Source organism: Frondihabitans sp. PhB188, assembly GCF_003752365.1.
Classification (GTDB): Bacteria; Actinomycetota; Actinomycetes; order Actinomycetales; family Microbacteriaceae; genus Frondihabitans.
This window is the reverse complement of the sequence record NZ_RJUO01000005.1, coordinates 178,716-205,398: the sequence shown is the minus strand read 5'-3', so window position 1 is coordinate 205,398 and position 26,683 is coordinate 178,716. Positions and strand designations below refer to the sequence as shown.

23 protein-coding genes are annotated in these 26,683 nt (G+C 71.7%); 14 read left to right on the top strand and 9 right to left on the bottom strand.

All coding sequences use genetic code 11. From position 1 onward, the window contains the following. The first annotated feature begins 16 nt into the window (after positions 1 to 16). The 3 genes from EDF46_RS15915 to EDF46_RS15905 are packed head-to-tail and all read left to right on the top strand — an operon-like array spanning position 17 to position 1,868. On the top strand, positions 17 to 1,129 hold the full coding sequence (locus tag EDF46_RS15915) for an adenosine deaminase (RefSeq protein WP_123507298.1): 1,113 nt from the start codon (positions 17 to 19) through the stop codon (positions 1,127 to 1,129). A 3-nt stretch (positions 1,130 to 1,132) separates the two neighbouring features. After that, positions 1,133 to 1,582: a PTS sugar transporter subunit IIA gene (locus tag EDF46_RS15910; RefSeq protein WP_123507297.1), complete on the top strand. Its 450-nt coding sequence runs from the start codon at positions 1,133 to 1,135 to the stop codon at positions 1,580 to 1,582. Between the two features lie 13 nt (positions 1,583 to 1,595). Beyond that, positions 1,596 to 1,868: a PTS sugar transporter subunit IIB gene (locus EDF46_RS15905; RefSeq protein ID WP_123507296.1), complete on the top strand. Its 273-nt coding sequence runs from the start codon at positions 1,596 to 1,598 to the stop codon at positions 1,866 to 1,868. Between the two features lie 362 nt (positions 1,869 to 2,230). Here the strand turns inward: EDF46_RS15905 and EDF46_RS15900 are convergent, their stop codons facing one another. The 3 genes from EDF46_RS15900 to EDF46_RS15890 all read right to left on the bottom strand — a co-directional run bounded on the left by EDF46_RS15900 (position 2,231) and on the right by EDF46_RS15890 (position 6,267). Beyond that, positions 2,231 to 4,111 (bottom strand): phospho-sugar mutase, encoded by a 1,881-nt coding sequence (locus tag EDF46_RS15900; protein ID WP_123507552.1) that lies wholly within the window; start codon positions 4,109 to 4,111, stop codon positions 2,231 to 2,233. A gap of 2 nt (positions 4,112 to 4,113) precedes the next feature. Then, positions 4,114 to 4,962 (bottom strand): purine-nucleoside phosphorylase, encoded by an 849-nt coding sequence (locus EDF46_RS15895; RefSeq protein WP_123507295.1) that lies wholly within the window; start codon positions 4,960 to 4,962, stop codon positions 4,114 to 4,116. 132 nt (positions 4,963 to 5,094) lie between these two features. Continuing rightward, on the bottom strand, positions 5,095 to 6,267 hold the full coding sequence (locus tag EDF46_RS15890) for an immunoglobulin domain-containing protein (protein ID WP_148061239.1): 1,173 nt from the start codon (positions 6,265 to 6,267) through the stop codon (positions 5,095 to 5,097). A 216-nt stretch (positions 6,268 to 6,483) separates the two neighbouring features. Here EDF46_RS15890 and EDF46_RS15885 point away from each other — a divergent pair, with 216 nt between their 5' ends. Beyond that, positions 6,484 to 7,359, top strand: coding sequence for a type IV toxin-antitoxin system AbiEi family antitoxin domain-containing protein (locus EDF46_RS15885; RefSeq protein WP_123507293.1), 876 nt, complete (start codon positions 6,484 to 6,486; stop codon positions 7,357 to 7,359). Positions 7,360 to 7,621: 262 nt separating this feature from the next. Here the strand turns inward: EDF46_RS15885 and EDF46_RS15880 are convergent, their stop codons facing one another. Next, positions 7,622 to 9,382 (bottom strand): biotin carboxylase N-terminal domain-containing protein, encoded by a 1,761-nt coding sequence (locus EDF46_RS15880; protein ID WP_123507292.1) that lies wholly within the window; start codon positions 9,380 to 9,382, stop codon positions 7,622 to 7,624. Positions 9,383 to 9,461: 79 nt separating this feature from the next. Next, on the bottom strand, positions 9,462 to 10,121 hold the full coding sequence (locus EDF46_RS15875; RefSeq protein WP_123507291.1) for a nucleoside triphosphate pyrophosphatase: 660 nt from the start codon (positions 10,119 to 10,121) through the stop codon (positions 9,462 to 9,464). A 50-nt stretch (positions 10,122 to 10,171) separates the two neighbouring features. Here EDF46_RS15875 and EDF46_RS15870 point away from each other — a divergent pair, with 50 nt between their 5' ends. The 4 genes from EDF46_RS15870 (at position 10,172) to EDF46_RS15855 (ending at position 14,581) form a co-directional block, all read left to right on the top strand. After that, complete coding sequence (locus EDF46_RS15870; protein WP_123507290.1) at positions 10,172 to 11,407, top strand: class I SAM-dependent RNA methyltransferase; 1,236 nt, start codon at positions 10,172 to 10,174, stop codon at positions 11,405 to 11,407. Between the two features lie 75 nt (positions 11,408 to 11,482). Further along, positions 11,483 to 12,193: a response regulator transcription factor gene (locus EDF46_RS15865; protein ID WP_123507550.1), complete on the top strand. Its 711-nt coding sequence runs from the start codon at positions 11,483 to 11,485 to the stop codon at positions 12,191 to 12,193. After that, on the top strand, positions 12,183 to 13,487 hold the full coding sequence (locus tag EDF46_RS15860; protein WP_158614278.1) for a sensor histidine kinase: 1,305 nt from the start codon (positions 12,183 to 12,185) through the stop codon (positions 13,485 to 13,487). The genes EDF46_RS15865 and EDF46_RS15860 overlap by 11 nt, the downstream gene beginning before the upstream one ends. Beyond that, a complete protein-coding gene (locus EDF46_RS15855; protein WP_123507288.1) occupies positions 13,484 to 14,581 on the top strand; it encodes a hypothetical protein in 1,098 nt (365 codons plus the stop codon). Before EDF46_RS15860 ends, EDF46_RS15855 begins: the two co-directional genes overlap by 4 nt. 598 nt (positions 14,582 to 15,179) lie before the next feature. Here the strand turns inward: EDF46_RS15855 and EDF46_RS15850 are convergent. Then, on the bottom strand, positions 15,180 to 15,416 hold the full coding sequence (locus EDF46_RS15850; RefSeq protein ID WP_123507287.1) for an acyl-CoA carboxylase subunit epsilon: 237 nt from the start codon (positions 15,414 to 15,416) through the stop codon (positions 15,180 to 15,182). Further along, positions 15,413 to 17,014: an acyl-CoA carboxylase subunit beta gene (locus EDF46_RS15845; RefSeq protein WP_123507286.1), complete on the bottom strand. Its 1,602-nt coding sequence runs from the start codon at positions 17,012 to 17,014 to the stop codon at positions 15,413 to 15,415. Before EDF46_RS15845 ends, EDF46_RS15850 begins: the two co-directional genes overlap by 4 nt. A gap of 58 nt (positions 17,015 to 17,072) precedes the next feature. Between EDF46_RS15845 and EDF46_RS18570 the strand changes: the two genes are divergently transcribed. From EDF46_RS18570 to purE, 6 genes are all read left to right on the top strand, one after another. After that, positions 17,073 to 18,821: a hypothetical protein gene (locus tag EDF46_RS18570; RefSeq protein WP_199738301.1), complete on the top strand. Its 1,749-nt coding sequence runs from the start codon at positions 17,073 to 17,075 to the stop codon at positions 18,819 to 18,821. After that, a complete protein-coding gene (locus tag EDF46_RS15840; protein ID WP_199738300.1) occupies positions 18,818 to 19,612 on the top strand; it encodes a biotin--[acetyl-CoA-carboxylase] ligase in 795 nt (264 codons plus the stop codon). The genes EDF46_RS18570 and EDF46_RS15840 overlap by 4 nt, the downstream gene beginning before the upstream one ends. Before the next feature lie 3 nt (positions 19,613 to 19,615). After that, a complete protein-coding gene (locus tag EDF46_RS15835) occupies positions 19,616 to 20,212 on the top strand; it encodes a PH domain-containing protein (protein ID WP_233580071.1) in 597 nt (198 codons plus the stop codon). A gap of 85 nt (positions 20,213 to 20,297) precedes the next feature. Beyond that, positions 20,298 to 21,608, top strand: coding sequence for a UDP-glucose/GDP-mannose dehydrogenase family protein (locus EDF46_RS15830; RefSeq protein WP_123507284.1), 1,311 nt, complete (start codon positions 20,298 to 20,300; stop codon positions 21,606 to 21,608). 2 nt (positions 21,609 to 21,610) lie between these two features. Further along, complete coding sequence (locus EDF46_RS15825; RefSeq protein ID WP_255410975.1) at positions 21,611 to 22,753, top strand: 5-(carboxyamino)imidazole ribonucleotide synthase; 1,143 nt, start codon at positions 21,611 to 21,613, stop codon at positions 22,751 to 22,753. 87 nt (positions 22,754 to 22,840) lie between these two features. Continuing rightward, on the top strand, positions 22,841 to 23,341 hold the full coding sequence (gene purE / locus EDF46_RS15820) for a 5-(carboxyamino)imidazole ribonucleotide mutase (RefSeq protein ID WP_123507283.1): 501 nt from the start codon (positions 22,841 to 22,843) through the stop codon (positions 23,339 to 23,341). Positions 23,342 to 23,363: 22 nt separating this feature from the next. On the opposite strand, the gene EDF46_RS15815 is transcribed toward purE, so the two are convergent. Next, a complete protein-coding gene (locus EDF46_RS15815) occupies positions 23,364 to 24,503 on the bottom strand; it encodes a glycosyltransferase family 1 protein (RefSeq protein WP_123507282.1) in 1,140 nt (379 codons plus the stop codon). 88 nt (positions 24,504 to 24,591) lie between these two features. Then, complete coding sequence (locus EDF46_RS15810) at positions 24,592 to 26,682, bottom strand: acyltransferase family protein (RefSeq protein ID WP_158614277.1); 2,091 nt, start codon at positions 26,680 to 26,682, stop codon at positions 24,592 to 24,594. Position 26,683 lies beyond the last annotated feature (1 nt).

The following is a 26,683-nucleotide window of genomic DNA, read 5'->3' as shown; positions in this document are numbered from 1 at the left end:
TAGTACGGTTGTCGGTATGAGCGCACCGGACCAGGAGTACCGCCTGCCCAACGGCGGGCCGAGCATCGCGGCGCTGCCGAAGGTCTCGCTCCACGACCACCTCGACGGCGGTCTCCGCCCGACGACGATCGCCGAGCTCGCGCCGGCAGCCGGCATCGAGCTGCCCGAGGGCGACCTCGGCGCCTGGATCGCGGCCCAGGCCGACTCGGGCTCGCTGGTCGAGTACCTGAAGACGTTCGAGATCACCGTCGGCGTCATGCAGACGGCCGAGGCCCTCACCCGGGTCGCCCACGAGTTCGTGCTCGACCTGGCTGCCGACGGCGTCATCCACGGGGAGGTCCGCTGGGCCCCCGAGCAGCACCTGACCCGCGGCCTCACTCTCGACGCCGCGGTCGAGGCGGTCCAGCAGGGTATCGACGACGCGATTGACGACCTCGCCGAGCGCGGCCACGAGATCTCGATCGGCCAGATCCTCTGCGCGCTGCGGCACACCGGCGAGTCGCTCGCCATAGCTGAGCTCGCCCTCCGCCACCGCGAGAACGGCGTCGTCGCCTTCGACATCGCGGGCCCCGAGATCGGCTTCCCGGCCGCGGGTCACCGCGCGGCGTTCGACCTGCTCGCGACCGAGTTCCTGCCCGTCACCGTCCACGCGGGCGAGGCCGACGGGCTCGACAGCATCCGCGGCGCCCTCCTCGACGGCCGGGCGCTGCGTCTCGGGCACGGGGTGCGCCTCGCCGACGACGTCAGCGTGATCGGCCGCGAGACCGACCGCACCACCGTGGGCCTCGGTCCGATCGCCACATGGGTGCGCGACCGCGAGATCACCCTCGAGCTGGCGCCGTCGTCGAACCTGCAGACCGGGGCGATCGCCTTCTGGGGCACCGAGATGTACGACCACCCCTTCGACCTCCTCTACCAGCTGGGCTTCCGCGTGACCGTCAACACCGACAACCGGCTGATGAGCGCCACGAGCCTCAGCCGCGAGCTCGCGCTCCTGTCGCAGGCGTTCGACTACGACCTCAACGACTTCCAGGTCTTCCAGCTCAACGCCGCGGCCGCCGCCTTCCTCCCGCTCGAAGATCGCGACGCGCTTGCCGACCGCATCGCCCTCGGCTTCGAGGAGGCCTGACTCATGACGCTTCCCGCTCTTCCCGACGAGTCCATCGTCATCGCGGCGACGGTCGCCGACTGGCGCGAGGCCGTGCACGCCGCCGGAGCCGCGCTCGTCGCCTCCGGCGCGGCCAAGCCCGGCTACGCGGACGCGATGATCCGCATGATCGAGGAGCACGGCCCCTACGTCGTGATCGCCCCCGGTCTCGCCCTCGCCCACGCGCGGCCCGACGACCAGGTGCTCGCCGACGGCCTCGCCGTCGTCACCCTCGCGACGCCGGTCGCCTTCGGCCACCCGCACAACGACCCGGTCGGCGTCGTGCTCGGCCTTGCCGTCGAGTCGGTCGGCGGCCATCTCGAGTCGATCGCCGACCTCGCCAACGTCTTCAACGACCCGAGCATCATCCCGGGTCTCGCGGCGGCGACCTCCGCCGACGAGGTACGGCGACTGATGGGAGTGCCCAGCTCATGAACGGTCTGAACTCGTGAAGATCGTCACCATCTGCGGCGTCGGCATCGGCTCCAGCGGAATCCTCAAGGTGAACGCCGAGCGCGTGCTCGCCGGCCTCGACATCGAGGCCGACGTCGTCGCCGCCGACGTCGCGTCGATCCGCGCCGTCGCCGACGACGCCCAGGTGATCCTGACGTCGGCCGAGTTCGTCGAGGCCATCGGCCCGACGTTCGCCGAGGTCATCGTCGTCGTGAACCACTTCGACCTCGAGGAGCTGCGCGAGAAGCTGGTGGCGGCGCTGGGGTGAGTGGGCGCGCGTCGTCAGCGTGCGTGTGCGCGTCGTCGCCCCCGGTGTGCGTCGTCCTTAGGTAAGGACGCCGTGCGCGCTCGCGAGGATTCGGCGGCGTCGGTGCGCGCCCCACGAGGAGTTCGACGCCGTTCTGCATCCCCGACAAGGATGCCGTCGCCGAGAGTCCTTGCGAACGTGCACCGTCATCGCGCGCGTGCCCTGAGCCGCCGTCGCGCCGTCCCGCCGTCATCCTCATCCGAGGACGCCGTGCGTGTTCACGAGGATTCTGCGGCGTCGGTGCACGCCCCACGAGGAGTTCGACGCCTTTCTGCATCGCCGACAAGGATGCCGTCGCCGAGAGTCCTTGCGAACCGACCCACTCAGTGCAGCAGCGCGCGCACCCCGGCGTCGAGCTCAGCCACGACGGCGTCGGCCGCCGCGCGCCGCGCAGCTGCGTCGCCGGTCGTGCTCCATGCGTCGATGTAGACCTTGAGCTTCGGCTCGGTTCCGCTGGGTCGCACGATGACCCGGGAGCCGTCGTGGCTCTCGTCACCACTGAGCCAGAAGCGCAGGATGTCGCCGGGCGGGAACGACTCGAACCCGTCGGCGAAATCGTCGAGCCGATCGACGGGGTGCCCTCCGATTGCGGTCGGCGGCGTCGCGCGCAACGCGGACGTGATGCGGGGGATCTGGGCCAGGTCGGTCACGCGCAACGACACCTGCGACGACGCGAAGGCGCCGAAGCGGGCGTCGAAGTCGGCGAGGTGCTGGCGCAGGGAGCTGCCGCTCGTGGCGAGCTCGGTCGCGAGGGCGAGCATGCCGACCGCAGCTGAGATCCCGTCCTTGTCACGGACCTTGGCCGGGTCGACGAGGTAGCCGAGAGCCTCCTCGTAGCCGTAGACGAGGCCGGGCACGCGAGACACCCACTTGAACCCCGTGAGCGTGTCGACGAACGGCAGCCCGAAGGAGTCGGCGACGGCGCGGAGCGCCGGCGACGAGACGATGCTCGCGGCCAGTGCGCCCGGCGTCGAATCGGCTGAGGCCGACGAAGCGGTCGCGCCGGCACCAGCCGCCGCATCGGACGATGCGGCGGCACCATCAGCGGTCGCGCCGGTAGCGGTCGCGCGCTCCGCGGCCCGCCACCCGAGCAGGGCACCGACCTCGTTGCCGGTGAGCTGACGCCAGCTGGTGGACTCGCCGTCGGCACCGGGGATCGCCACCGCGAGCCGGTCGGCGTCAGGGTCGTTGGCGAGGATCAGGTCGGCTTCGACCCGCGAGGCCGTGGCGAACGAGAGGTCCATGGCGCCGGGCTCTTCGGGGTTCGGGAACGCCACGGTGGGGAAGGCGGCGTCGGGCACCACCTGCTCGGCGACCGGGATCGGCTCGGGGAAGCCCGCCGTGGCGAACACACGCCGCGCGACCTCCCAACCGACGCCGTGCATAGCTGTGTAGACGACGCGGAGCGGGGCAGGGCTCGTCGCCGTCGGCGCAGTGTCGACGAGGGCGGGCTCCGCCAGTGGGTCCGACGTGCCGGAGATCGCCGCCGTCACCCGCACGTACTCGCTCACCAGGTCGTCGCCGGCGGTCTCGTACTCGTCGGAGCGCGCAAGGTCGAGCACCGAGCCGCCTGCGACTTCGTCGATGAATGCGGCGATCTGGCCGTCGACCGGGCTGACGATCTGCGACCCATGGTCGTCGTCGCCCAGGTACACCTTGTAGCCGTTGTCGCGCGGGGGGTTGTGGCTGGCCGTGACCATGACGCCGGCCGAGACATCGAGGTGCCGCACGGCGAACGCGAGCACGGGCGTCGGCAGAGCGCGGGGGAGCAGGACAGCGCGGATACCCGCCCCGGCCATGATCTCGGCGGTGTCGCGGGCGAAGACGTCGGAGTTGGTGCGGCCGTCGTAGCCGATGACGATGCTCGGGGCCCGACGAGTCCGTTCCTGCGACCCGGAGGAAACGCTGCCCTCGGCCCCGGACGTGCCCGCACCCGACGACCTCGAGAGCAGGAACTTCGCGAAACCGCCGGCGGCCTGGCCGACCAGCACGCGGTTCATGCGCGTCGAGCCCGCCCCCAGCTCGCCGCGGAGCCCTGCGGTGCCGAACTGCAGGCGTCCGTCGAACCGGTCGGCGAGATCGGCCGCAGCGGTCTCGTCGCCGCCGTCGGCCGCGGTCACCAGAGCGGTGAGCTCGTCGCGCGTCTCGGGGTCGGGGTCTTGCGCGAGCCAGGCCTCGGCGGTGGAGCGAAGGGTCTCTGGCAGGCTCACAGCGCCGCCACGACGCGGGCGAGGAGGTCGCTGATCACCGGCTCTGCCGTGCGGCCGGCTTCGAGCACTTCGGCGTGGCTGAGCGGCTCGGGCGAGATGCCGGCGGCGAGGTTGGTGATCAGCGAGAAGCCGAGCACCTCCATGCCCGACTGGCGGGCGGCGATCGCCTCGAGGCTGGTCGACATCCCGACGATGTGACCGCCGATCGCCTTGGCCATCTGCACCTCGGCCGGGGTCTCGTAGTGCGGCCCGCGGAACTGGCAGTACACGCCCTCGTCGAGGCTCGGGTCGATGGTGCGCGCGATGTCGCGGAGGCGCTTCGAGTAGAGGTCGGTGAGGTCGATGAACGTCGCGCCCTCGAGGGGCGAGTCGGCTGTCAGGTTGATGTGGTCGCTGATGAGCACGGGCTGCCCGGGGGTCCAGCTCTCGCGGATGCCGCCGGCGCCGTTGGTCAGGATCATGATCTTCGCGCCGGTGGCCGCCGCGGTGCGGACGCTGTGGACGACTCGGCGGACTCCGTGCCCCTCGTAGTAGTGCGTGCGCGCGCCGATGATGAGCGCGTGCCGGCCGTCGGCCAGACGGACGCTGCGCAGCGTGCCGGAGTGGCCCACGACCGCCGAAGCGGTGAAGCCGGTGATCTCGGCGGCGGGCACCTCGGCGACGGTCTCGCCCAGCAGCTCGGAGGCCTTGCCCCAGCCGCTGCCCAGGGTGAGGGCGATGTCGTGGCGGGCGACGCCGGTGGCGCTCGCGATCTCGGCGGCGGCCGTCTGCGCGATCTCGGCGGGGTCGGCGGACGGGTCGTCGAGCGGGTTCGCGCCGACGGGATTCGTGGTGGTCGAAGACATGCGAACCACTCTAGGGGCCGTCGGGGATCCCTCGTCGAGACTCTCCACAGGCCGCAGGATGTCAGCGAGTACGACGAAGGGCGCCGGCCCGGCCGGCGGTGATCGCTGGCCTCGTCGGGGCCCTATGCGCCGTTACTTGATGCGGGTCCAGGTGCCGCAGCCGTACGACTTGACGGCGAAGTCGGTCGATTTGACCGTCAGGGTCGCGATGAAGCCGCGGTGCTTGAATCCCTCGTGGTTGATCTCGTTCCACTCGGAGTCGTGGAGGGTGCCGAAATCGCAGCCGTAGCTGTTCGAGGGCACGGTGACCTGGTACGTGCCAGGAGTGATCTGCGTGCCCACCTTCCACATGCCCTCACCGGGGATGATCGAGCGAGCCGGCCCCGCGGACGAGATCCGGTGCCATTGGCCGCAGCCGGTGGTCTCGATGTAGGTGTCCTTGGCTCGAACGTTCATCAGCGCCTGGCCGTTGAGGACGGACGTGTCGAAGGGGAGTCCGTCGCCGTCGTTCACGAAGTCGCCGGGGGTCGCCGACCGGAGGCGTCCGTAGTCGCAGATCCCGGTCTGGTCGGGGTAGGTGTAGTAGACGCCGGGCGCGACGTCGCGCCCCACCTTCTTCACGCCGTCGCCCGAGAACGCGACCAGAGCCCGGGCCCCCGGTGCGGTCTCGGCGCTCGCCGCCGCGCTCGCCGCGTAGCCGGTCTTCTGCACTGTCACGTGACCGGAGAGGCGCTGCCCGATGTCGAGGCTGCCGACCTTGTAATGCTGGGTCGTCGCGCCGTGAATCGCGACCCCGTTGCGAAACCACGAGTACGCGTACGAGAGGTTCGACAGGCTCCAGCTGCCCTTCGTCAGAGTCAGCGTGACGCCCGCGCGGGCGATTCCCTCGACGATCGGACGGCTGGTCAGCACGGCACCCGGCGCCTTGGCGATGGCGCCGACGATCGTCCCGCGAGCGGCGGTCGCGTAGCCGGTGCGGTGGCCCGCGACCTTGGCCACGACGGTCGTGCCGTAGTCACGGCTCGTCAAGGTGTACGACGCGTGGGTGGCCCCGTCGATCGGCTGACCGTCGCGATACCAGCGGTAGTTCGTCGTGGTGGGCCGCGGCGACCAGGTCGCGACCGTCACGGTCAGTGTCTTCCCGACCTGCCGTGTGCCTGAGACAGTCGGCGACTTCGTCACGAAGGCGGACTCTGCCGTCGCGGGCGCGGCGCTGCCGCCCAGGCCGACGGCCAGCACCAGCGCAGCGGCCAGCAGAGAGGCGAGGGCCAGACCCGCAATTCGGGCATGGAGGGTGTTTTTCACGAGAGATCCGTTCGACGCGGCCATGCGCGAAGCCCTGTCGATGAGCCCCCGGTTCGACCTGTCAAAACCCTATGTCGGGCCACCGACACGCGCGACCGGTCGGTACCCCCATATCGGGGGTGAATCGTTTTCCACAGGGCGCAGGAATTGCCGTCGTCTCTCCACAGCGCGCCGCCTCTCTCGTTCCGCGCCTAGCCGCCGCCGCAGGCTCGGGGCATGGACAACTTCGAGCGCATCCTTCGTTCCGCCGGCGGCATCGCCACGACCCGCGGGCTCTTCTCCGGCGGCGTCGCCCCGCGGCACCTGGCGGCCGCCGTGGCCGACGGGCGGCTGCTGCGAGTGCGGCGCGGCCTCTACGCCCTGCCGGACGCGTCGCCGGCCGCGTTGCTCGCGGTGCGCGCTGGCGGCCGGCTGGCGGGGCTCTCAGCCGCGGCCTCGTACGGGCTGTGGGACGGCTGGGACGACCGGCTGCACGTGGTCGTGCCGCGGAACTCGGCGATGGTCCCGAAGACGCGGCGCGAGCAGCTCCGCTCGGTCCGGACGATCGAGGGGCGGACAGTGGTCGTGCACTGGAACGACGACCCTCGCGACGTCGCCTGGGCCTGGCGCGTGTCGCCCGAGCGCTGCCTGCGTCAGGTGCTCCGCTGGGCGGACCTCGAGACGGCGACCGCGACCGTCGAGAGCGCGCTCACGACGGGTCTCGTCGAGCAGGAGACGGTGTATCGAATCGCATCGGGGCTCACTCCGTCAGCTGGGCGGGCGATCGAGCGGTGTCGGCCGGGCGCGCAGTCCGGGCTGGAGACGATCGTGCGGCTGCGCCTCGAGCGGCTCGGCTACGTGGTGGAGCGGCAGGCCTCGCTGTCGCGGGTCGGGCACGTCGACCTGCGCCTGCTCGGCACGCGCGTCGCCGTCGAGGTGGACGGCTTCGCGTTCCACGGCAGCCGGGCGCAGTTCGGCGAGGACCGACGGCGGGATGCCGAAGCCGCTGCGCAGGGGATCGTGACGCTGCGCTTCACCGCCGAGCACGTGCGCGACCAGTGGCCGTGGGTGGAGCGGATGGTGCTGGATGCCGTGGCGAACGTGGCGTCGTGAGTACGGCAGTTCGCAAGGACTCTCGCGACGGTCGTCCTCGGGAAGGGACGAACACGGGGCGGATTGCCTTGTGGGCGGTGCAGAACGGTCGCGCGCTCCTGGCGAAGGCGCGCGGCGTCCTTACACAAGGAACGGGCACGACGACAGGAACGGTCACGACGACAGGACCGGCACGACGACAGGAACGGGCACGACAGCAGGAACGGGCACGACAGCAGGAACGGGCACACGAGCGCCCAGCACCGCGCCGCCCGCGCCCCGCTCAGTCCTCGATGCTCAGCAGCACGTGTCCCGACGACACCGTCGCGCCGACGGTCGCGTCGATGCCCGACACGACGCCGTCGCGGTGGGCGGCGACCGGCTGCTCCATCTTCATCGCCTCGAGCACGAGCACGAGGTCGCCCTTGACGACCTTCTGCCCGTTCTCGACGGCGAGCTTGACGACGGTAGCCTGCATCGGCGCCTTGACCGCGTTGCCGGTGGCGACGGCGCCACCGCTGCGGGCGCCGCTGCGACGCCTGCTCGGCGCGACCGGGTCGGCGGAGCGGGTGCCGAGCGACGCGGGGAGCGTCACCTCGATGCGCTTTCCGGCCACCTCCACGACGACCGTCGAGCGCTCGCCGGCGACGGACGGGGCCGAGGCCTCGCCGCTCCAGGCGGGGATCGTGTTGTCGAACTCGGTCTCGATCCAGCGCGTGTAGATGGAGAACGGCTTGCCGCCCGCGGGGGCGAAGGCGGGGTCGGAGACGATCGCGCGATGGAAGGGGAGCACGGTCGGCAGGCCGGCCACCTCGAACTCGTCGAGTGCGCGGCGCGAGCGCTCGAGGGCGTCCTCGCGCGAGGCGCCGGTCACGATGAGCTTGGCGAGGAGGGAGTCGAACGCGCCGGAGATCTCGTCGCCCGACTGCACGCCGGTGTCGACGCGGACGCCGGGGCCGCCGGGCGCCTTGAAGACGTGGACGGGGCCGGGTGCCGGGAGGAAGTTCCTGCCCGGGTCTTCGCCGTTGATGCGGAACTCGAACGAGTGGCCGACGGGCTCGGGGTCGTCGTAGTCGAGGACGCCGCCCTCGGCGAGGCGGAACTGCTCGCGCACCAGGTCGATGCCGGTGACCTCTTCGCTGACCGGGTGCTCGACCTGCAGGCGGGTGTTGACCTCGAGGAAGGAGACCGTGCCGTCTTTGCCGATGAGGAACTCGCAGGTGCCGGCGCCGACGTAGCCGACCTCGCGGAGGATCGCCTTCGAAGCGGCGTAGAGGGCGTCGTGCTGGGCGTCGGTGAGGAAGGGCGCGGGCGCCTCTTCGACGAGCTTCTGGTGGCGGCGCTGAAGCGAGCAGTCGCGGGTCGAGACGACGACGACGTTTCCGTGCTGGTCGGCGAGGCACTGGGTCTCGACGTGCCGGGGCTCGTCGAGGTACTTCTCGACGAAGCACTCGCCGCGACCGAAGGCGGCGATGGCCTCGCGGGTCGCGGAGTCGAACATCTCGGGCACCTCTTCGCGGGTGCGGGCGACCTTGAGACCGCGACCGCCGCCGCCGAACGCCGCCTTGATGGCGACCGGGAGGCCGTGCGTGTCGACGAAGTCGAGCACCTCGTCGGCGCCGGAGACCGGGTTCAGGGTGCCGGGAGCGAGCGGCGCTCCGACCCGCTCGGCGATGTGCCGAGCGGACACCTTGTCGCCGAGCTGCTCGATCGCCTCGGGCGAGGGGCCGATCCAGACGAGCCCCGCATCGATGACGGCGCGGGCGAAGTCGGCGTTCTCGGCGAGGAATCCGTAGCCGGGGTGCACGGCGTCGGCGCCCGAGCGGCGGGCCACCGAGAGGATCTTGTCGATCACGAGGTAGGTGTCGGCGCTCGTGGTGCCGTCGAGCGAGTAGGCCTCGTCGGCGAGGCGGGCGTGGAGCGCGTCGCGGTCTTGGTCGGCGTAGACCGCGACGGACGCGATGCTGCTGTCTCGCGCGGCGCGGATGACCCGGACTGCGATCTCTCCACGGTTGGCGATGAGCACCTTTGTAATACGCGGCATGAGAACCAAGCCTAGGGGTACCGAATGCACCCCCTTTGGATGCCCCGCACAAAAACGGGCAATCGGCACAAGAGGTGGTCTACAAGTCCGTCGGCCACAGCTCGTGCCACTCGACGCCGAAGTGCTGCCGGAAGAGACGTCGGAGCACGGGGATCGAGAGGCCCACCACCGCAGACGGCGTGCCCTCGATGTCGGTGATGAAGGCCGAGGCGAGTCCGTCGATGGTGAAGGCGCCGGCGACCTCGAGCGGTTCGCGCGAGGCGACGTAGGCGGCGATCTCGGCGTCGGTCAGGTCGTCGGCGAAGGTGAGCCGGGCCGAGGCCGTGGCTGACGCGCCCTGGTGGGGAACCCCGCCGCGATGGTCCAGAAGGTGGTGGCCCGAGTGCAGCACGCCGTGCCCGACCCGGGCCATCTGCGCCCAGCGCGCGGTGGCGACGGCCGGCTCGTGCGGCTTGCCGAGCACGTCGCCCTCGATCTCGAACGCCGAGTCGCCCCCGAGCACGAAGCCGTCGATCGGCTCGCCGTCGACAGTGGCGCCGATCACGGCCTCGGCCTTGGCGCGCGCCAGGAGAGACACGGTCTCGACGGCATCGAGGGGACGGCCGAGCCGGAGCGACTCGACGGCGACCGCCTCGTCCTCGTCGACGCCGGGGGAGATCAGCACCGGCTCGATGCCGGCGGCGCGCAGGAGCGAGAGGCGGGCGGGGGAGGTGCTGGCGAGGTAGAGGCGGACCGTCATGCGACCAGCTTGGCGCATGCGGCGAGGGGCGCGCGTGGACAATAGGAGGCATGGGTGAACTCACTGGCCAGGACGTCGACCTCGACGTCACCTCCATCGCGCACGGCGGGATCTCCGTCGCGCGGCTCGACGGACGGGTCGTCTTCGTGAGCGACGCGATCCCCGGCGAGCGAGTGCGCGCCCGCATCACCGACGACCGCAAGAAGTCGTTCTGGCGAGCCGACGCCGTCGAGGTGCTCGAGGCGTCGCCGCACCGCCAGGAGCACGTCTGGTCGGCGGCCTCCATCGATCGCGATCCGTCGCAGCGAGCCGGCGGCGCCGAGTTCGGCCACATCACCCTCGATCACCAGCGCGAGCTGAAGCGCCAGGTCCTCGCCGACGCCCTCGAGCGCATGGGCAGGATCACCCCCGAGGTCGTCGTGGAGCCCCTCGCCGGCGACGACGGCGTCTCGGGCACGCGGTGGCGCACCCGCGTGCGCCTGCACGTCGACGAGGCGGGCAGACCCGGCCCGTACGCCGCCCGCTCGCACACGGTCGTCGCCGTCGACGACCTCCCCCTGGCCACCGCGGCGGTCGAGGAGGCCGCGCCTCTCGACCAGCTGTTCGCCGGCGAGGAGCACGTCGACGTGCTCGAGCCGAGCGAGGGCGGCGCCCGCCTGATCATCGGCAAGCAGGCGCGGACCACAGTGGTCGAGCGCGTCGGCGATCGCGAGTTCCGCCTCGACGACGGCGGTTTCTGGCAGGTGCACCATGGAGCGGCGACGACGCTCACCGCAGCCGTCCAGGACCTCATCGACCCCGACCTGTTCGACCCGCGTGCCATGAACCTGGACCTCTACGGGGGAGTGGGCCTGCTGGCCGCCGCGGTCGGCGACCGCTTCGGCCAGGCCGTCCGGATCACCAGCGTCGAGAGCGACCCGCGGGCGACCGACCACGCCTCCGAGAATCTCAAGGAGTGGATCGGCGCCACCGCCGAGACCGGACGCGTCGAGCGCTGGATCCGCGACCTCGCCACGAAGCTCAGCAAGGGCGAGAGCGACCGCCTGGCCAAGGCCACGATCGTGCTCGACCCACCCCGATCGGGGGCTGGGAAAGACGTGGTGGGGCGGATAACGTCGGCAGGGCCCGCGCAGGTGATCTATGTCGCCTGCGATCCGGTCGCGCTCGCTCGGGACGTCGCCCTCTTCGCGGAGGACGGCTACGCAGTCGAGGGCATTCGTGCCTTCGACCTGTTCCCGAACACCCACCATCTTGAAACCGTGGTGCGCCTCGCCCGTCGAGAGTGACCGATCCCGATAGAATTCCGGGTGGACGCCCGGGGAAATCAGGGACCCGACGCGTCCATCGAACGAAGGATGATCGTGCCAGAAACCACGACTGACCCGAGCAACGCTCCCACACCCCGGAGCGCCGCTCCCGTCCGCGTCGCCATCGTCGACGACCACGAGTCGGTGCGCCTCGGCATTCAGGCGGCGTGCCAGAACGAGGGCTTCACCGTGATCCTCACGGCGGCCGGCGTCCAGGAGTTCGTCGACAACCTCGCCGGGCGCGAGGTCGACGTCGTGGTGCTCGACCTCTCCCTCGGCGACGGCTCGACCGTCACCGAGAACGTCAAGCGCGTGCAGGCGACCGGCTCGGCCGTCCTCGTCCACAGCATCGCCGACCGCGTCGCATCGGTCCGCGAGGCGCTGGCCGCAGGCGCCGCCGGTGTCATCCCGAAGTCGTCCGCGACCAAGACCGTCATGGCCGCCGTCGCGACCGTCGCCCGCGGCGACGTCCTGAACAACCTCGAGTGGGCGAGCGCGATCGACGCCGACCGTGACTTCGCCAAGGCGCAGCTCGGGCGGCGGGAGCGCGAGATCCTGCACCTCTATGCATCGGGTCTGCCGCTCAAGCTGGCCGCCCAGCAGCTCGGCATCGGCTACTCGACCGCGCGCGAGTACCTCGACCGCATCCGCGTGAAGTACGTCGAGGTCGGCCGCCCGGCCCCGACGAAGGTCGACCTCCTGCGCCGGGCCGTCGAAGACGGAATCCTGCCCGGGCTCGATGCGGACGGCGGCGATGGCCGCTGACGGAGCCTCCTCCGTTCCTGCGTTCCGACCGAGGCCCACACGCAACCCGATCAGCGGCCCGCTGCTCGACAAGATCTTCGCGCGCGCTCTAGCCGCACTCGGGATCGTCTTCGGCCTCCAGTCGATCCCCTCCCTGATCGCGCAGCAGGGCAGCATGCAGCCCGCCTGGGGCTGGATCATCTCGATCGCCGTCTTCGGCGGCATCCTCGCCGTGGGCGTGGCGAGCGTCTTCATGCGCGGCATCGAGACCGCGGCCGCGTTCGTCGCGATCTCGTTCCTGGTCGCGCTCGTGACCTGGCCGCTCGCCGTGCGCGACCCGACGACCGTCCTGCCCCAGTCGCCCTGGCTGTACTACCTCATCTCGGTCGCGACCTCGGCCGCCGCCATCGCCTTCTCGCGCTGGATCGCCACCGTCTATCTGATCCTGGCGCCGACGATCTACGGCCTCATCGAGCTCACGCCGTCGGGCGGCGGCCTCCTGCCGTTCTGGGCCTCGCTCGACACGATCTACTCGGTGATCCTCGGTGGCGCCGTCCTGATCCTGATCATCCTGCTGCGGCAGGCGTCCGCCGCAGTGGACGGAGCCCAGAACATGGCGGTCGCCCGGTACTCGGGAGCCATCCGCGAGCACGCGACCGAGCTCGAGCGCGTGCAGGTCGACGCGATCGTCCACGACAGCGTCCTGACGACCTTCATCTCGGCGGCGCGCGCCTACTCGCCCGACGAGATGGCGCTCGCCACGACGATGGCCCGGAACGCGATGTCGCACCTGACCACCTCGGCCAGCGTCACCCCGTTCGACGAGTCGTCGACGTCGCTGACGTCGATGCAGGAGCGCATCGAGGTCCTGATCGACGGGCTCGGCGCGGAGGTCGAGGTGAGCTCGAAAGGCCTCGACGACCACTCCATCCCGGCCGGGGCCGCTGAGGCGCTCTACTCGGCAGCCGTCCAGGCCGTGGTCAACAGCGTCCAGCACGCCGGCGGCGACGACGTGTCGCGGTGGGTGAGCCTCAAGTGGGCCGGCGGCCGGGTGCGAGTCGAGGTCGGCGACACCGGCTCCGGCTTCAACCCGGCAGCCGTCCCGGGCGAACGGCTCGGAGTCCGCGTCTCGATCACCGAGCGGCTGTCGAACGCCGGCGGCGAGGCCACCATCCACACCAAGACCGGCTCCGGCACGGTCATCGACCTGGCCTGGCCGCGGCAGGCGCCGCGAGCCGAAGAGCCAGACGCCGCCGAATCCATCCCCGAGCGCTCGATCCCCGAGCACGCAACCGTCCAGCAGGAGATCTCGTGAACGTCAAGCTTCCCCGCTGGCTGCCTATCGGCCTCGCCGGCATCTTCTCGCTATACCACCTGCTGCTGGCCTTCGTGTCGCTCGAGGTGCCGCGCAACCCGGTGCCGGTGCTCATCTGCATGGCGCTCTACGCCGCGGCGACGATCGTCGCGCTGTACCCGAACAAGTCGAAGAGCCTCACCATGCCGGTGTGGATCGCATGCCTGTGCCTCGCCGTCTCGATCATCCTTCCGCTCGCCGTCGCGTCGCAGCTCGACCCGCACCGCCCCGGCGGCAACGGCTACGCCACCTGGTACGTCGCCGCCGTCGGCACCCTCATGGTCATCGTGTCGACCCGTCGCCGTCACGGATTCGCCTGGGCCGGCGTCGGATTCCTCGTCGTGCACTCGGTTGTCTGGAGCGGCACCTTCGCCGACGTCGCCAGCCTCGGCGTGGTCGGCAGCGTGAGCTGGGTCGGCATCTCGCACGCTCTCCAGGTCACCCTGGCCCGCGCCAGCCGGGACACCCGCGAGTTCATCCGGGCCGAGCAGGAGGCCGCCGACTGGCAGGCCGCTCAGGAGGCCCACGTCAACGAGCGCCAGTTCCGGCTGCTCCAGACCGGCCGCACCGCCCGCCCCATGCTGCAGCGCATCGTCGCCGCGGGTGGCGACCTCACCGAGGCCGAACGCCAGGAGTGCCTCAACCTCGAGGGGGCGATCCGCGACGAGATCCGCGGACGCCGGCTGCTCAGCGACGACGTGCGCCACGAGGTCATGGCAGCGCGCCGCCGCGGCACCATCGTCAGCCTGCTCGACGAGGGCGGGATCGACGACCTCGAAGACGGCGAGCTCGCCCGCGTCCACGCCGCCCTCGCCAGCGCGATCCGCGACTCGTCGGCCGACCGCCTCATCATCCGCACGGTGGCTCCCGGCAGCGAGTACGCCGTGACCGTCGTCGGCCTCAGCTCCGAAGACCTCCAGTCGAGCGCGCTCGGTTCGTCGAACGCCGACGGCGAGGACTTCGATGACGACGAAGACGACGACGACGAAGACGAGGTCAGCCTGTGGCTGCAGATCCCGCGCTCGTCCGTGCCCGCTGACGCCGTAGACGCCTGATCGCGCAGGAACTCGGGAGCCCCGCCGACCTCGGCGCCGCCCCGGACACCGCCGCCGCCGCCCGCCCCGAACCCGCCGCCACTGCCGCCACCGGGCGGTAAGCCCGACGGAACGGCACGATCCCGGCGCGGCGACGGCGGGGCTGTGCCGATCCGGCGGGGCTGGGGTGGACCCCGCGAAGCGGCACCCGCCCGAGCGTGCCGCTTAACTGCAGAAGGGCCGGACACCCAGTCCGGCCCTTCGCAAAACCCCCGAGTCAGGGCGACAACCCGAATATCACCCTGACTCGCCCCCGAACAGTCACAGGCTTGCTTACCCTAGTAAGCCCTGGCCGCGTAGCGGCCCCTGTTCGGTGGTGTAACTCTGAGAGAGACACCTAGCACAAGTAATAATGCCGAACTGAGCGTGTTGCCAAAAGTCGTCATTTAGGGGGACACCGGGGGGCAGACAGTCCGGTTCGTTTCGAACCGATGCCCCCCGTTGTGGGGATGTCTGCCGCACGTGGTCGAAAGGAATGCGAATTTCGGGGTACGAAATCGCCAGGGACGACCGAAACGGGGTACCTGGGCGCTGTGTCGTCGATCAGGCGCTGTGTCGATCAGGCGCTGTGCCGCGTCCACTGCCCGGGCCCCGTGCGCAGCGGCGCGCGGAGCGCGCGCTGCGACTCGGCCCAGCCGGTCTGGCCCTCCGGGACACGACGCGCGGCGCTCTCGGCCTCGGCTTCGGCCGCCAACGCGCTGAGCACGGCCGTGACGGCCGCGAGCTCCTCCGGTGTCGGGTTGCCGGAGACGACGCGGATGGTCGGGTCGTCGGGCGGAGAGGGCTGCTCGCTCACAGTGGGATGTTCCCGTGCTTCTTGGCCGGCTGCGACGCCCGCTTGGTGCGCATGGCACGCAGGGCCTTGATGACGGCAGTGCGGGTCGCGGCCGGCTCGACGATGCCGTCGAGCTCGCCGCGCTCCGCCGCGAGGAACGGCGACGCCACGTTGTAGGTGTAGTCGTTCGCGAGCTTGGTGCGGACGGCAGAGACGTCTTCGCCGGCGTCCGTCGCCCGCTTGATCTCCGACCGGTAGAGGATGTTGACGGCGCCCTGGCCGCCCATCACGGCGATCTCGGCGGTCGGCCACGCGAGGTTGATGTCGGCGCCGAGCTGCTTCGAGCCCATGACGATGTAGGCCCCGCCGTACGCCTTGCGGGTGATGACGGTGACCAGCGGCACGGTGGCCTCGGCATACGCGTAGAGGAGCTTGGCGCCGCGGCGGATGATGCCGGTCCACTCCTGGTCGGTGCCGGGCAGGAATCCGGGGGTGTCGACGAGCGTGAGGATGGGGATCGAGAACGCGTCGCAGAAGCGCACGAAGCGCGCGGCCTTCTCTCCGGCGTCGATGTTGAGCGTGCCGGCCATGACGTTCGGCTGGTTGGCGATGATGCCGACCGAGCGGCCCTCGACGCGGCCGAGGCCGATGACGATGTTCGGAGAGAACAGCGGCTGCACCTCGAGGAACTCGCCGTCGTCGACGATGTGCTCGATGACGGTGAGCATGTCGTACGGCTGGTTCGGAGAGTCGGGGATGAGCGTGTTCAGCGTGCGGTCGGCGTCGGTGATCTCCATCTCGGGAGCCACGTCGAACACCGGGGCGTCGGTGAGGTTGTTGTCGGGCAGGTACGACAGCAGGGCCGCGACGTAGTCGAGCGCGTCGTCCTCGTCGGAGGCGAGGTAGTGCGAGACGCCCGAGACCTTGTTGTGGGTCAGGGCGCCGCCGAGCTCCTCGAAGCCGACGTCCTCCCCGGTGACGGTCTTGATGACGTCGGGGCCGGTGACGAACATCTGGCTGGTCTTGTCGACCATGATGACGAAGTCGGTGAGCGCGGGGGAGTAGACCGCACCGCCGGCCGCCGGGCCCATGATGATCGAGATCTGCGGGATCACGCCCGAGGCCGCGGTGTTCAGCTTGAAGATCTCGCCGTACTTGCCGAGCGCGACGACGCCCTCCTGGATGCGCGCGCCGCCCGAGTCGAGCATGCCGATGATCGGCACGCCGGTCTTGATCGCGAGCTCCATGACCTTGATGATCTTCTCGCCGGCGACCTCGCCGAGCGATCCGCCGAACGTGGTGAAGTCCTGCGAGTAGATCGCGACCTGGCGCCCGCCGATGGTGCCGGTGCCGGTGACGACGGAGTCGCCGTAGGGGCGCTTGGCATCCATGCCGAAGGCTGTGGTGCGGTGACGGACGAACTCGTCGAGCTCGACGAACGAGCCGTGGTCGAGCAGGCCCTCGATGCGCTCGCGCGCCGTCTTCTTGCCGCGCTTGTGCTGCTTCTCCTGCGCGATCGCCTCGGGGGCGGTGACGGCGTCGTCGAACCTCTGCTGGAGGTCGGCGACTCTGCCGGCGGTGGAGGAGAGGCGGTCGGTCGTGGGGGTTTCGTCGGTCACGGCGACAACTCTAACCAACCGGCGCCTGACGGCCGGGCAGAGCGGCTAGTGTGCCGGGGTGGCCCCGATCCGACTGCGCAGCGCCGCGATCGAGGTGCTCGGTGTCGTTCTCGCGAGTTCCTGCGCCCTGATCGCCCTCGGGCACGCGGTGTCGGGAGCCAAGCGGGCTCTGCTGCTCTCGGATGGCGACAGCGTGCTGCTGCCTCTGCTGGTGCGGTCGGTCGAGCGCGGCGAGGCGTTCCAGTGGGGCATGTCGCCGGTGCTGTTCGCCTTTCCGGAACTGCCGCTCTACCTCGCGTCGGCGGCCGTCACCCGGGGCGTCGCGGGTGCGCTGCTGCTGAACGGCGTCCTGAACGTGGTGCTGCTCTACGCCCTGCTGCGGTTCGTCGCGGGCCGGGTGACACGGTCGCGGCCTCGCGCCGTGCTCGCGGCCCTCGCCGGAGTCGCCGTCTTCACCGCGGCCTGCCTGCTCGAGTCGCGGCCGGGCGGCAACACAGGAGAGATCGCTTCGCTCTTTCTGACGACCACCTACTACTCGGGCACGCTCCTGGCGCTGGTGGCGGCGATCGGCCTCGTGCTGCAGATCAGCGCGGGGCACGGGCGCAGGAACCGGCCGCCCGCCGCCCTCCTGATCGTCGCCGCGCTCGCCACCTTCTCGAACCCTCTCTTCGTGCTGTGGGGCACCGCGCCGATGATTCTCGCGCTCGCCGCATTCGCGCTCGTGCGCCACAGCCGCTGGCGTCGCGCGCTGCTGGCGGCCGGCATCCTGATCGCCGGGAGCGGCCTCGGCTACGCCGGCAGGACTCCGCTCTCGAGGTTCCTGATCGCGCAGAAGGAGGAGTACTTCCGCTGGGACGGCCAGGCGGCGAGCCTCGCCTTCGCGCGGCAGAGCCTCCTGACTCAGGCGCAGACGCTCGGCGGGTTCGTCGAGCTGGTGCTCGCGGCCGTCCTGATCGCCGGGACTGTCGTCGCGACCGTGGTCGCCCTCGCGCGCCGCGAGCGGTCGGCACGGACGCTGGCTCTGCTGATCGGGTCGGCGACCGTCGCGGCGGTGCCGGCGGGGCTGCTGGTCATCGGCAGCATCTCTACCCGGTATGCGGAGCCGCTGGTGGTCGTGCCGCTGGTCGCGATGGTCGTCGTGCTCGCCGCCGCGCCGCGCCCTGCCTCCCTCCGCCCGCCCTCACTCCGCCCCGCCTCACTCCGCCCCGCCTCCCGAATTTCAAGGAGATTTTTGCAGCGACGGGCCGGGATGCCCGTGGTTGCGCGCCGCCGGCCTGGTTTCTCCTTGAATTTCGGGGCCATCGGGGCCGGGGTGCTGGCGGCCGCCCTCGTCGCGACGGGAGCAGGCGCAGGAACTGCCGTGGCCCGCGCCGCCGCCGACCCGGCCGTGCCGGGGGCCTCGTGCCTCACGCAGTGGGCGACGGCCTCGGGGGCCGCGCGCGACGGAATCTCCGGTGCCGGCCAGTTCTGGACGGTCCGCGGGCTGCAGGCCTACGCCGGCGACGGGGTCGAGCTGGTGCAGGTCAACTCCGACCTGTCGGTGTACCCATGGCTGGCCAACCTGGCTCCCGCCGAGAGCGCCCGGGTAGGTTACGTGGTCGTGGCCGAGCAACCCGACGACAACGGCCACCTGGACTACTGGGGAGACACCGTGACCGATCTCGGCACGCCGAAGGAGATCGTCCGCTGCGGGCGGTTCGCGATCTACGACTACCGCGGCACCGCCGCCGAGCAGCGGCTGACCGGGGCGGTCACGCGGAGCGCGCGGGTGCAGGCCGCCCTGCGCGGGTTCGGGGCGACGTCGTGAGCGGGATCCTGCCGATCACCCGAGGCGTCGCCTCCGTCGTCGACCTGCGCGCGACGACGGGCTCGACCAACGCCGACCTCGTCGAGGCCGCGCCCGGGCTCCCCGACTTCGCCGTCATCGTATCGTTCGCCCAGACGTCGGGCCGAGGCCGCCTCGACCGCTCGTGGCAGGCGCCCGCCGGCCAGAGCCTCGCCGCCAGCGTCCTGCTGCGGCCGCGGACGCCGTCGGGCGACGTGCTCCCCGTCGACGCGTGGGGCTGGTTCTCGCTGCTCGCGGGCGCCGCGCTCCGGACGGCCGTGGCCGACCTCCTGCCGGAGCGGTCGGTGACGCTGAAGTGGCCGAACGACGTGCAGGTGTCGGGGTGGAAGGTGTCGGGCCTGCTGGCCGACCTCGTCTGGGAGTCCGGAGTTCCTGCGGCAGTCGTCATGGGGTCGGGCATCAACCTGACGATCCCTCCCGACGCCCTGCCCACGCCGACCTCGACGTCGCTCGCGATCGAGGGCGCCGCCGGAAGCGCCGAGGAGATCGCCGACGCCGTCTTCGCCGCCTACCTGATCGAGCTGCGCCGGCTCGTCGACCTGCTCGCCGGAGGCGGCGACGTGCGCTCCGTCGTCGAGGCCCAGTGCGACACCGTCGGGCGGCGGGTGCGGGTCGAGCTGCCCGGCGGCGAGATGATGCACGGCACCGCGACCGGTCTCGACGAGACGGGGCGGATCGTCGTCCGCAAGGATGATTCCGGCGCCGAGGTGGCCGTGGCCGCCGGGGACGTCACGCACCTGAGGTATGAATGACCCATGTCGTCCGCTGAGCCGAACCCGTTCGCGGCGTTCGGCGCGCCCGCGGAGTCGGGCGAGCAGCCGCAGGGCGCCGGCGAGCCGGCCCGCGAGGAGGTCATCGCACGCCTGCGGCCGCACTCGCGCGTGCTGTTCTGGCCGTCCGTCCTGCTGATCGCGATCTGCGCCGCGACGGGCTTCTTCGGGGGCACCCTGCCCGAGCCGTGGATGAACAGCGCCCTGCCGATCGCCGCGCTGGTGCTGATCGCGCTGGTCTGGCTGCTGCCGCTGCTCGCGTGGCTCGGCCGGCACTACACGATCACGACGCGGCGGATCGTGATCCGGCGCGGCCTGTTCGTGCGCACCCGGCAGGAGCTCATGCACACGCGCGGCTACGATCTCACCGTCCGCAAGAACGCGGTGCAGAGCCTGTTCGGCTCGGGCGACGTGCTCATCAACACCGGTCTCGACCGGCCCGTCGTGCTGTGGGACGTCCCCACCGCCGACCTCGTGCAGTCGACCCTGCACGACCTGATGGAGCAGAACCTCAGCGCCGTCGCGCGCATGCGCCAGCAGGAGCAGTCCGCGCCGCATGCCGGTCCGCCTGTCTGGCAGTAGCGGAGGTCGGGCCGAGCGGGCGTCGGCCTAGCGCGTCGCAGGTGCCCTGACGCGATTGTCAGAGGACGTCCAGTACTGTCGTAGCGTGCGTATTTCAGTCATCGGATGTGGTTATCTCGGAGCCGTCCACGCTGCCTGCATGGCAGAGCTGGGCCACGACGTCGTCGGCATCGACGTCGACGAAGCCAAGATCGCCGAGCTCCAGGCCGGCCGGGCCCCGTTCTTCGAGCCGGGTCTGCCCGAGGTGCTCGAGCGCGCCATCGCCACGGGGCGCCTGCGCTTCACCACCGACATGGCGGCCGCCGACGACGCGACGGTGCACTTCGTCGCCGTCGGCACGCCGCAGACCAAGGGCAGCTTCAACGCCGACCTGACGTACGTGAACGCGGCCGTCGACGGCCTCCTGCCGCACCTGGGCGAGGGCGACCTCGTCGTGGGCAAGTCCACCGTGCCGGTCGGCACGGCGGCGCGGCTCGCGGCAGTGGTCGAGGGGTCGGGGGCGGGGGCGTCGCTCGCCTGGAACCCCGAGTTCCTGCGCGAGGGCTTCGCGGTGCAAGACACCGTGGCGCCCGACCGCTTCGTGTACGGCGTGCCCTCGGGCGACGCCGGCGAGAAGGCGACCGAGGTGCTCGACGAGGTCTACGCGACGGCGCTCGCGACCGGCACCCCGCGCATCGTCACCGACTACGCCACCGCCGAGCTCGTCAAGGTGTCGGCGAACGCGTTCCTGGCGACCAAGATCTCGTTCATCAACGCCATGGCCGAGGTCGCCGAGGCCACCGGCGCCGACGTCACCCAGCTCGCCGACGCGATCGGCCACGACGCGCGCATCGGCCGCAAGTTCCTCAACGCCGGGCTCGGCTTCGGCGGCGGCTGCCTGCCCAAAGACATCCGCGCCTTCCGCGCCCGCGGCGACGAGCTCGGCCTGACCGACACGCTGTCGTTCCTCGGCCAGGTCGACGCCATCAACCTCCGCCGCCGGGAGCGCGTCGTCACTCTGACGCGCGAGCTCGTCGGCGACCTCCAGGGCGTCAAGATCGGCGTGCTGGGCCTGGCCTTCAAGCCGAACTCCGACGACGTGCGCGACTCTCCGGCCCTCGACGTCGTCGAGAAGCTCGTCGCAGCGGGCGCCGACGTGCGCTCGTACGACCCCGAGGCCAAGCACACCGCCCTCCGCAGCCACCCCGACCTCACCGTCGTCGACTCGGTCGACGAGGCCATCGAGGGCGCCGAGGCCGTGCTGGTGCTCACCGAGTGGCAGCAGTTCCGCGACCTCGACCCCGCGGCCGTGGCGTCGGTCGTCGCGGGCAAGCGCGTCGTCGACGGCAGGAACTGCCTGGACGCCGTCGCCTGGCGCGCCGCCGGCTTCGAGGTCCGCGGGCTGGGACGCCCGTAGCCGTGGCTGCCTCCTTGCGCGTCGGCGTCATCGGCGGCGGCCAGCTCGCCCGGATGATGGTGCCCCCGGCCGTCCACCTGGGCCTCGACATCCGCGTCCTCGCCGAGACGGAGGGCTCGTCGGCCCGCCTCGCGGCGACCGCCGTCGGCGACTACCACGACGCCGAGACGGTGCTCGCGTTCGCGCGCGACGTCGACGTCATCACCTTCGACCACGAGCACGTGCCGCAGGACGTGCTCGCGGCCCTCGTCGAGGCCGGCGTCGCCGTCCACCCGAAGCCCGAGGCCCTGTTCGTCGCGCAAGACAAGCTCGTCATGCGCGAGCGCCTCGCCGGCCTCGGCCTGCCGGTGCCCGACTGGGCCCGGCTCGAGACGGCCGACGACCTCAGCGCCTTCCTGGCGGAGCACGGCGGCCGCGCCGTCGTGAAGACCGCGCGCGGCGGCTACGACGGCAAGGGCGTCCGCGTCGTGTCGTCGCCCGACGAGGTCGCCGACTGGTTCGCCGCTCTCGCCGACCTGTCGACCGGCGGCGCGCTGCTCGCCGAAGAGCTCGTCGAGTTCCGGCGCGAGCTCGCCCAGTCGGTGGCACGGCGCCCCAGCGGACAGATCGTCGCGTGGCCCGTCGTCGAGTCGATCCAGCGCGACGGCGTCTGCGCCGAGGTCATCGCCCCGGCCCCGCGCTCGACCGGTCGCGTCGCCGAGACGGCCGCCGAGATCGCGACGACCGTCGCCGCCCAGCTCGACGTCACCGGCGTCCTCGCCGTCGAGCTCTTCGAGACCACCGACGACCGCCTGCTCATCAACGAGCTCGCGATGCGCCCGCACAACACCGGCCACTGGTCGATCGACGGCTCGACCACCAGCCAGTTCGAGCAGCATCTGCGCGCCGTGCTCGACCTGCCGCTCGGCGACACGACGCCGCACGCCGCGTGGTCGGTCATGGTCAACGTCCTCGGCGGCCCTGCCACGGGCAGCATGGCCGACCGCCTGCTGGCGCTCATGGCCGACGAACCCGGCGCCAAGGTGCACGACTACGGCAAGGAGCCGCGGCCGGGCCGCAAGGTGGGTCACGTGACGGCGACCGGTGCGGAGCTCGACGACGTGGTGGTCGCGGCGCGGGCCGCCGCGGCGCACTTCGAGGGGTAGGCGGCGCCGGGAGTTCCTGCGCCCGCGCTCTGTCTCGTCGAGCGAGTTCGAGGAGGGGCGGCTCGGTAGGCTGGGGGAGTGCCTGAGATGAACGCAGAAGCCCCCGTCGTCGCCCTCGTCATGGGGAGCGACTCCGACTGGGCGACCATGAAGTCCGCCGCCGACATCCTCACGGAGTTCGGCATCGCGTTCGAGGTCGAGGTCGTGTCGGCGCACCGCACCCCCGACAAGATGGTGTCGTTCGGGCGCGAGGCAGCCGGCCGCGGTATCCGCGTCATCATCGCCGGCGCCGGCGGTGCCGCTCACCTGCCGGGCATGCTGGCGTCGCTCACGACCCTTCCGGTGATCGGGGTGCCGGTCGCGCTGGCGAAGCTCGACGGGCTCGACTCGTTGCTCTCGATCGTGCAGATGCCGGCCGGGATCCCCGTCGCGACGGTGTCGATCGGCGGGGCGGCCAATGCGGGCATCCTGGCGGCGCGGATCCTCGGGGCGTTCGACCCCGCGATCTCGGCGCGGCTCGCCGACTACGCGACCGGGCTCGCGGAGCTCGTCGAGGAGAAGAACGCGCGGTTGAAGGCGTCGCTCTAGGCTGCGAAGCCCCGCGCCGCCCCTAGAGGTCGGCGTGCAGCTGCCACACCTTCTCGGCCGAGTCGCGCCAGCTGAAGGCGCGCGCCCGGTCGAGCCCTGCGACCCCGAGACGGGCGGCGAGGTCGGTGTCGTTGACGACCTGGAAGAGCGCCTGCGCGAGCCGCTCGGGGTACCCCGCCGTGTCGTCGCGCGGCACGATGACCCCGGCGCCCGCGGCGACCTCGACGAGCGCGGGCGCGTCGGAGTGGACGACCGGCGTGCCGAAGCTGAACGCCTCGACGAGCGGGAGGCCGAAGCCCTCGGCGAGCGAGGGGAACACGAAGACGGAGGCGCGCTCCAGCAGCACGGCGAGCGACGCGTCGGGCACGCGGCCGAGAACGCGTACGCGGTCGGGTGCCAGGCCGAGTCGGGCCACGACGGAGTCGACGCTGACATCGCCCCAGCCGGGAGGGCCGACGATGAGCAGCGGCACGTCGGGGGCGTCCGGGTGGGCGAGCGCCTCGAGGAGCGGCTCGACGCCCTTGCGCGGCTCGAGGGTTCCGACGCTCAGGATGTACCGCTCAGGCAGGTCGAGCTCGTCGGCGATCGCATCGGCATCGGGCGGGGTGGCCAGGTCGGTCGACACGGCGCCGCCGATGACGCGGAGCCGGTCGCCGAAGGGGAAGAGCTCGGACAGCTCGCCGGCGACCGCGTGGGTCGGCACGACGACCGCGTCGGCGAACCGGTACGCGCGCTTCGCCATGGCCTTGTGCCAGCGGACGCCCTGCGCGGTGAGGGTGTCGGGGTTGGTCCACGGCACGGTGTCGTGGATCGTCACGGCCGTCTGGGTGGCCGGCGCCAGCTCGCGATCGTGCTTGTAGAGCGGCGTCATCAGGCTCGTGCCGTGCACCATGCCACGGCCGGGGAGGCCGATCACGCCGGTCTGCCAGGCGATCGACAGCTCGCGGCGGCCGAGCACGGAGCGGTACATGCCGGCGAGCCCGGGGAGCTTGTCGTCGAGCCGGTCGTAGGCCTCCTGGGGGTGCGCAGCGACGATCCCCTCGACGTCGCAGCCGCGCGGGGCGGTCGCGATGAGCTCGCGGGTCAGCTCTTCGGTGTAGCGGCCGATGCCGCCGGGCACCGGTGCCAGGATCTGGTCGACCACGACGCGGAGGGTCAGCATGGCGAACTCCTCAGGACGCTCGACGGGATGGGCGAGTCGACAGTATCAGCCCGCCGACCGCCAACCTGGGGGTTGCTGTGGCGCGGCGCTACCCGGTCGCGAGCCGGTCGAACGCACGGCCGAGGGCCGGCCCGAGAGTGCGCGCGTAGGTGGCCGTCAGGTGGTGCGTATCGCGGTAGACGACCACGCCGCCGATCGCCGTGAGACACGTGTCGCCGGGGCAGACCCGGTCGGTCAGATCGATGGCCTCGGCCCCGTCGGTCGACTCGACGGAGGCCAGCATGGCGTCCGGCGCGAGATACGCGTCCGCCTTCTTCAGAGAGCAGGAACCCGGGTCGGTCGCGTGCGTCTCGAGGCACGCCTGCGCGTCGGCCGGAGCCCGTGAGGTGTCGGCGATCACGATCACCCGGGTTCCTCGGCTCAGCAGCGGCTGCCACGCCTCCGAGTAACCGCGGACCTCGGCCGCCGCCGCGGCAGCGGAATCGGGCACGTGCTGCGAGTGCGAGACGAACACGATGTCGAAGGGCTCGTCGTCGGCGAGCGTCGCCGCGAGCGTCGTGTTCCAGGTGGTGCACGCCGCGACGTACGTCGGGTTCGGGTTCGACTCGGTGATGGTCGTGAACGGGCAGCCCGAGTGCAGGTAGGTGGTCAGCGACCAGCCGCGCGTCACGCCGGCCGCGCGGATCGTCGGCTCCCAGCTCGCGGCGTGCGAGTCGCCGACGAGGGCGACCCGGACGGACCCGGAGCCCGAGGTGCACGCCACGACGGCGGTCGACGACTCGGGCGGCAGGCAGCGGCGTCCCTGCTCGTAGGCGGGCGGGAGGTCGTCGGCGGCCAGCGCCGGGTCGGGGCTGAGCGTCGTCGGCGGCGCACCGCACGATGCCCCGGGGTCGAGGGCCGCCGCTCCGAAGCAGGGCTTCCCGGCGCCCGCTTGCGCCTGCGCGGCTTCGACGGCATCCGTCGCCTGCCGCTGCAGCGCGGCGCCGCCGACGGCCACGGGGACGGCCACGACGGCGACGGCGACCGCGAGGGCGGCGAAGGTGCGCCGGGGTCGCGCAGTGGTCAGGAACCGCGCGCGGCGCGCCGGGTGCTCGACGAACCGGGCGCTCAGCCAGGCGAGGCCCAGCACTCCGACGAGGCAGACGAGCTTGAGCGGCCAGGTGAGGCCGTCACCCAGCCGGAACCCCAGCACGACGAGGGCCGGCCAGTGCCAGAGGTACACCGAGTACGAGAGGTCGCCGAGCACGAGGACGGGTCGGCGAGCGAGGAGCGCGGACGGCGACCAGGGGGCGGAGCCAGCGGCGATGACGAGGAGCGTGCCGGCCACGGGCAGGGCGGCGGCGACGCCGGGGAACGGCGTCGCTCCGTCGATCAGCACGAGGGACGCCGCGAGGAGGGCCGCGCCCGCCCAGGCGGCGACGGTGCGGAGGGGGACGGCGGGGGCCGGAGTTCCTGCAACCGGTGGTTCGGCAGCTCGTGCTGCCGCCACGGCGAGGAGGCCTCCGGCGGCGAACTCCCACGCCCGGGTCGTCGTGGCGAAGTAGGCGAGGCCGGGGGAGCTGCGGGTCAGGACGACCGAGCAGGCGAAGGACGCGACCGCGACGGCTCCGAGCACGACGCCGGCGCGCCACACGACGCGCTGCTCGCGGCCCGCCGCCCGCCGACCCCGCCCCGCCCACACGGCGACGATCAGGAGGAGCACCGGCCAGACGAGGTAGAACTGCTCTTCGACCGAGAGCGACCAGAAGTGCTGCACGGGGGAGGCCGCGTTCGAGCTGGCGAGGTAGTCGATCGAGTCGCCGGCGAGTACCCAGTTCTGCACGTAGAGCGCCGACCCGACGATCTCGCGGAACGTCTGCTGCCAGTAGGCGCGCGGCACGAGGGCGAGCGTCGCCAGGGCCGTGACCGCGAGCACGAGCAGGGACGCCGGCAGCAGGCGCCTCGCCCGCCGCGCCCAGAACGACGCGAGCCGGACGTGACCGGTCGATGCGAGCTCACGAAGCAGATGCGACGTGATCAGGAAGCCCGAGATCACGAAGAACACGTCGACGCCGACGAAGCCGCCGGGAAGGCGCGCAGGCCAGAAGTGGTACACGACCACCGCCGCCACGGCGAACGCGCGGAGCACCTGGATCTCGGGCCGGAAGGCCGCCCGAGGGTGCTGCCGCGCGTCGACCACG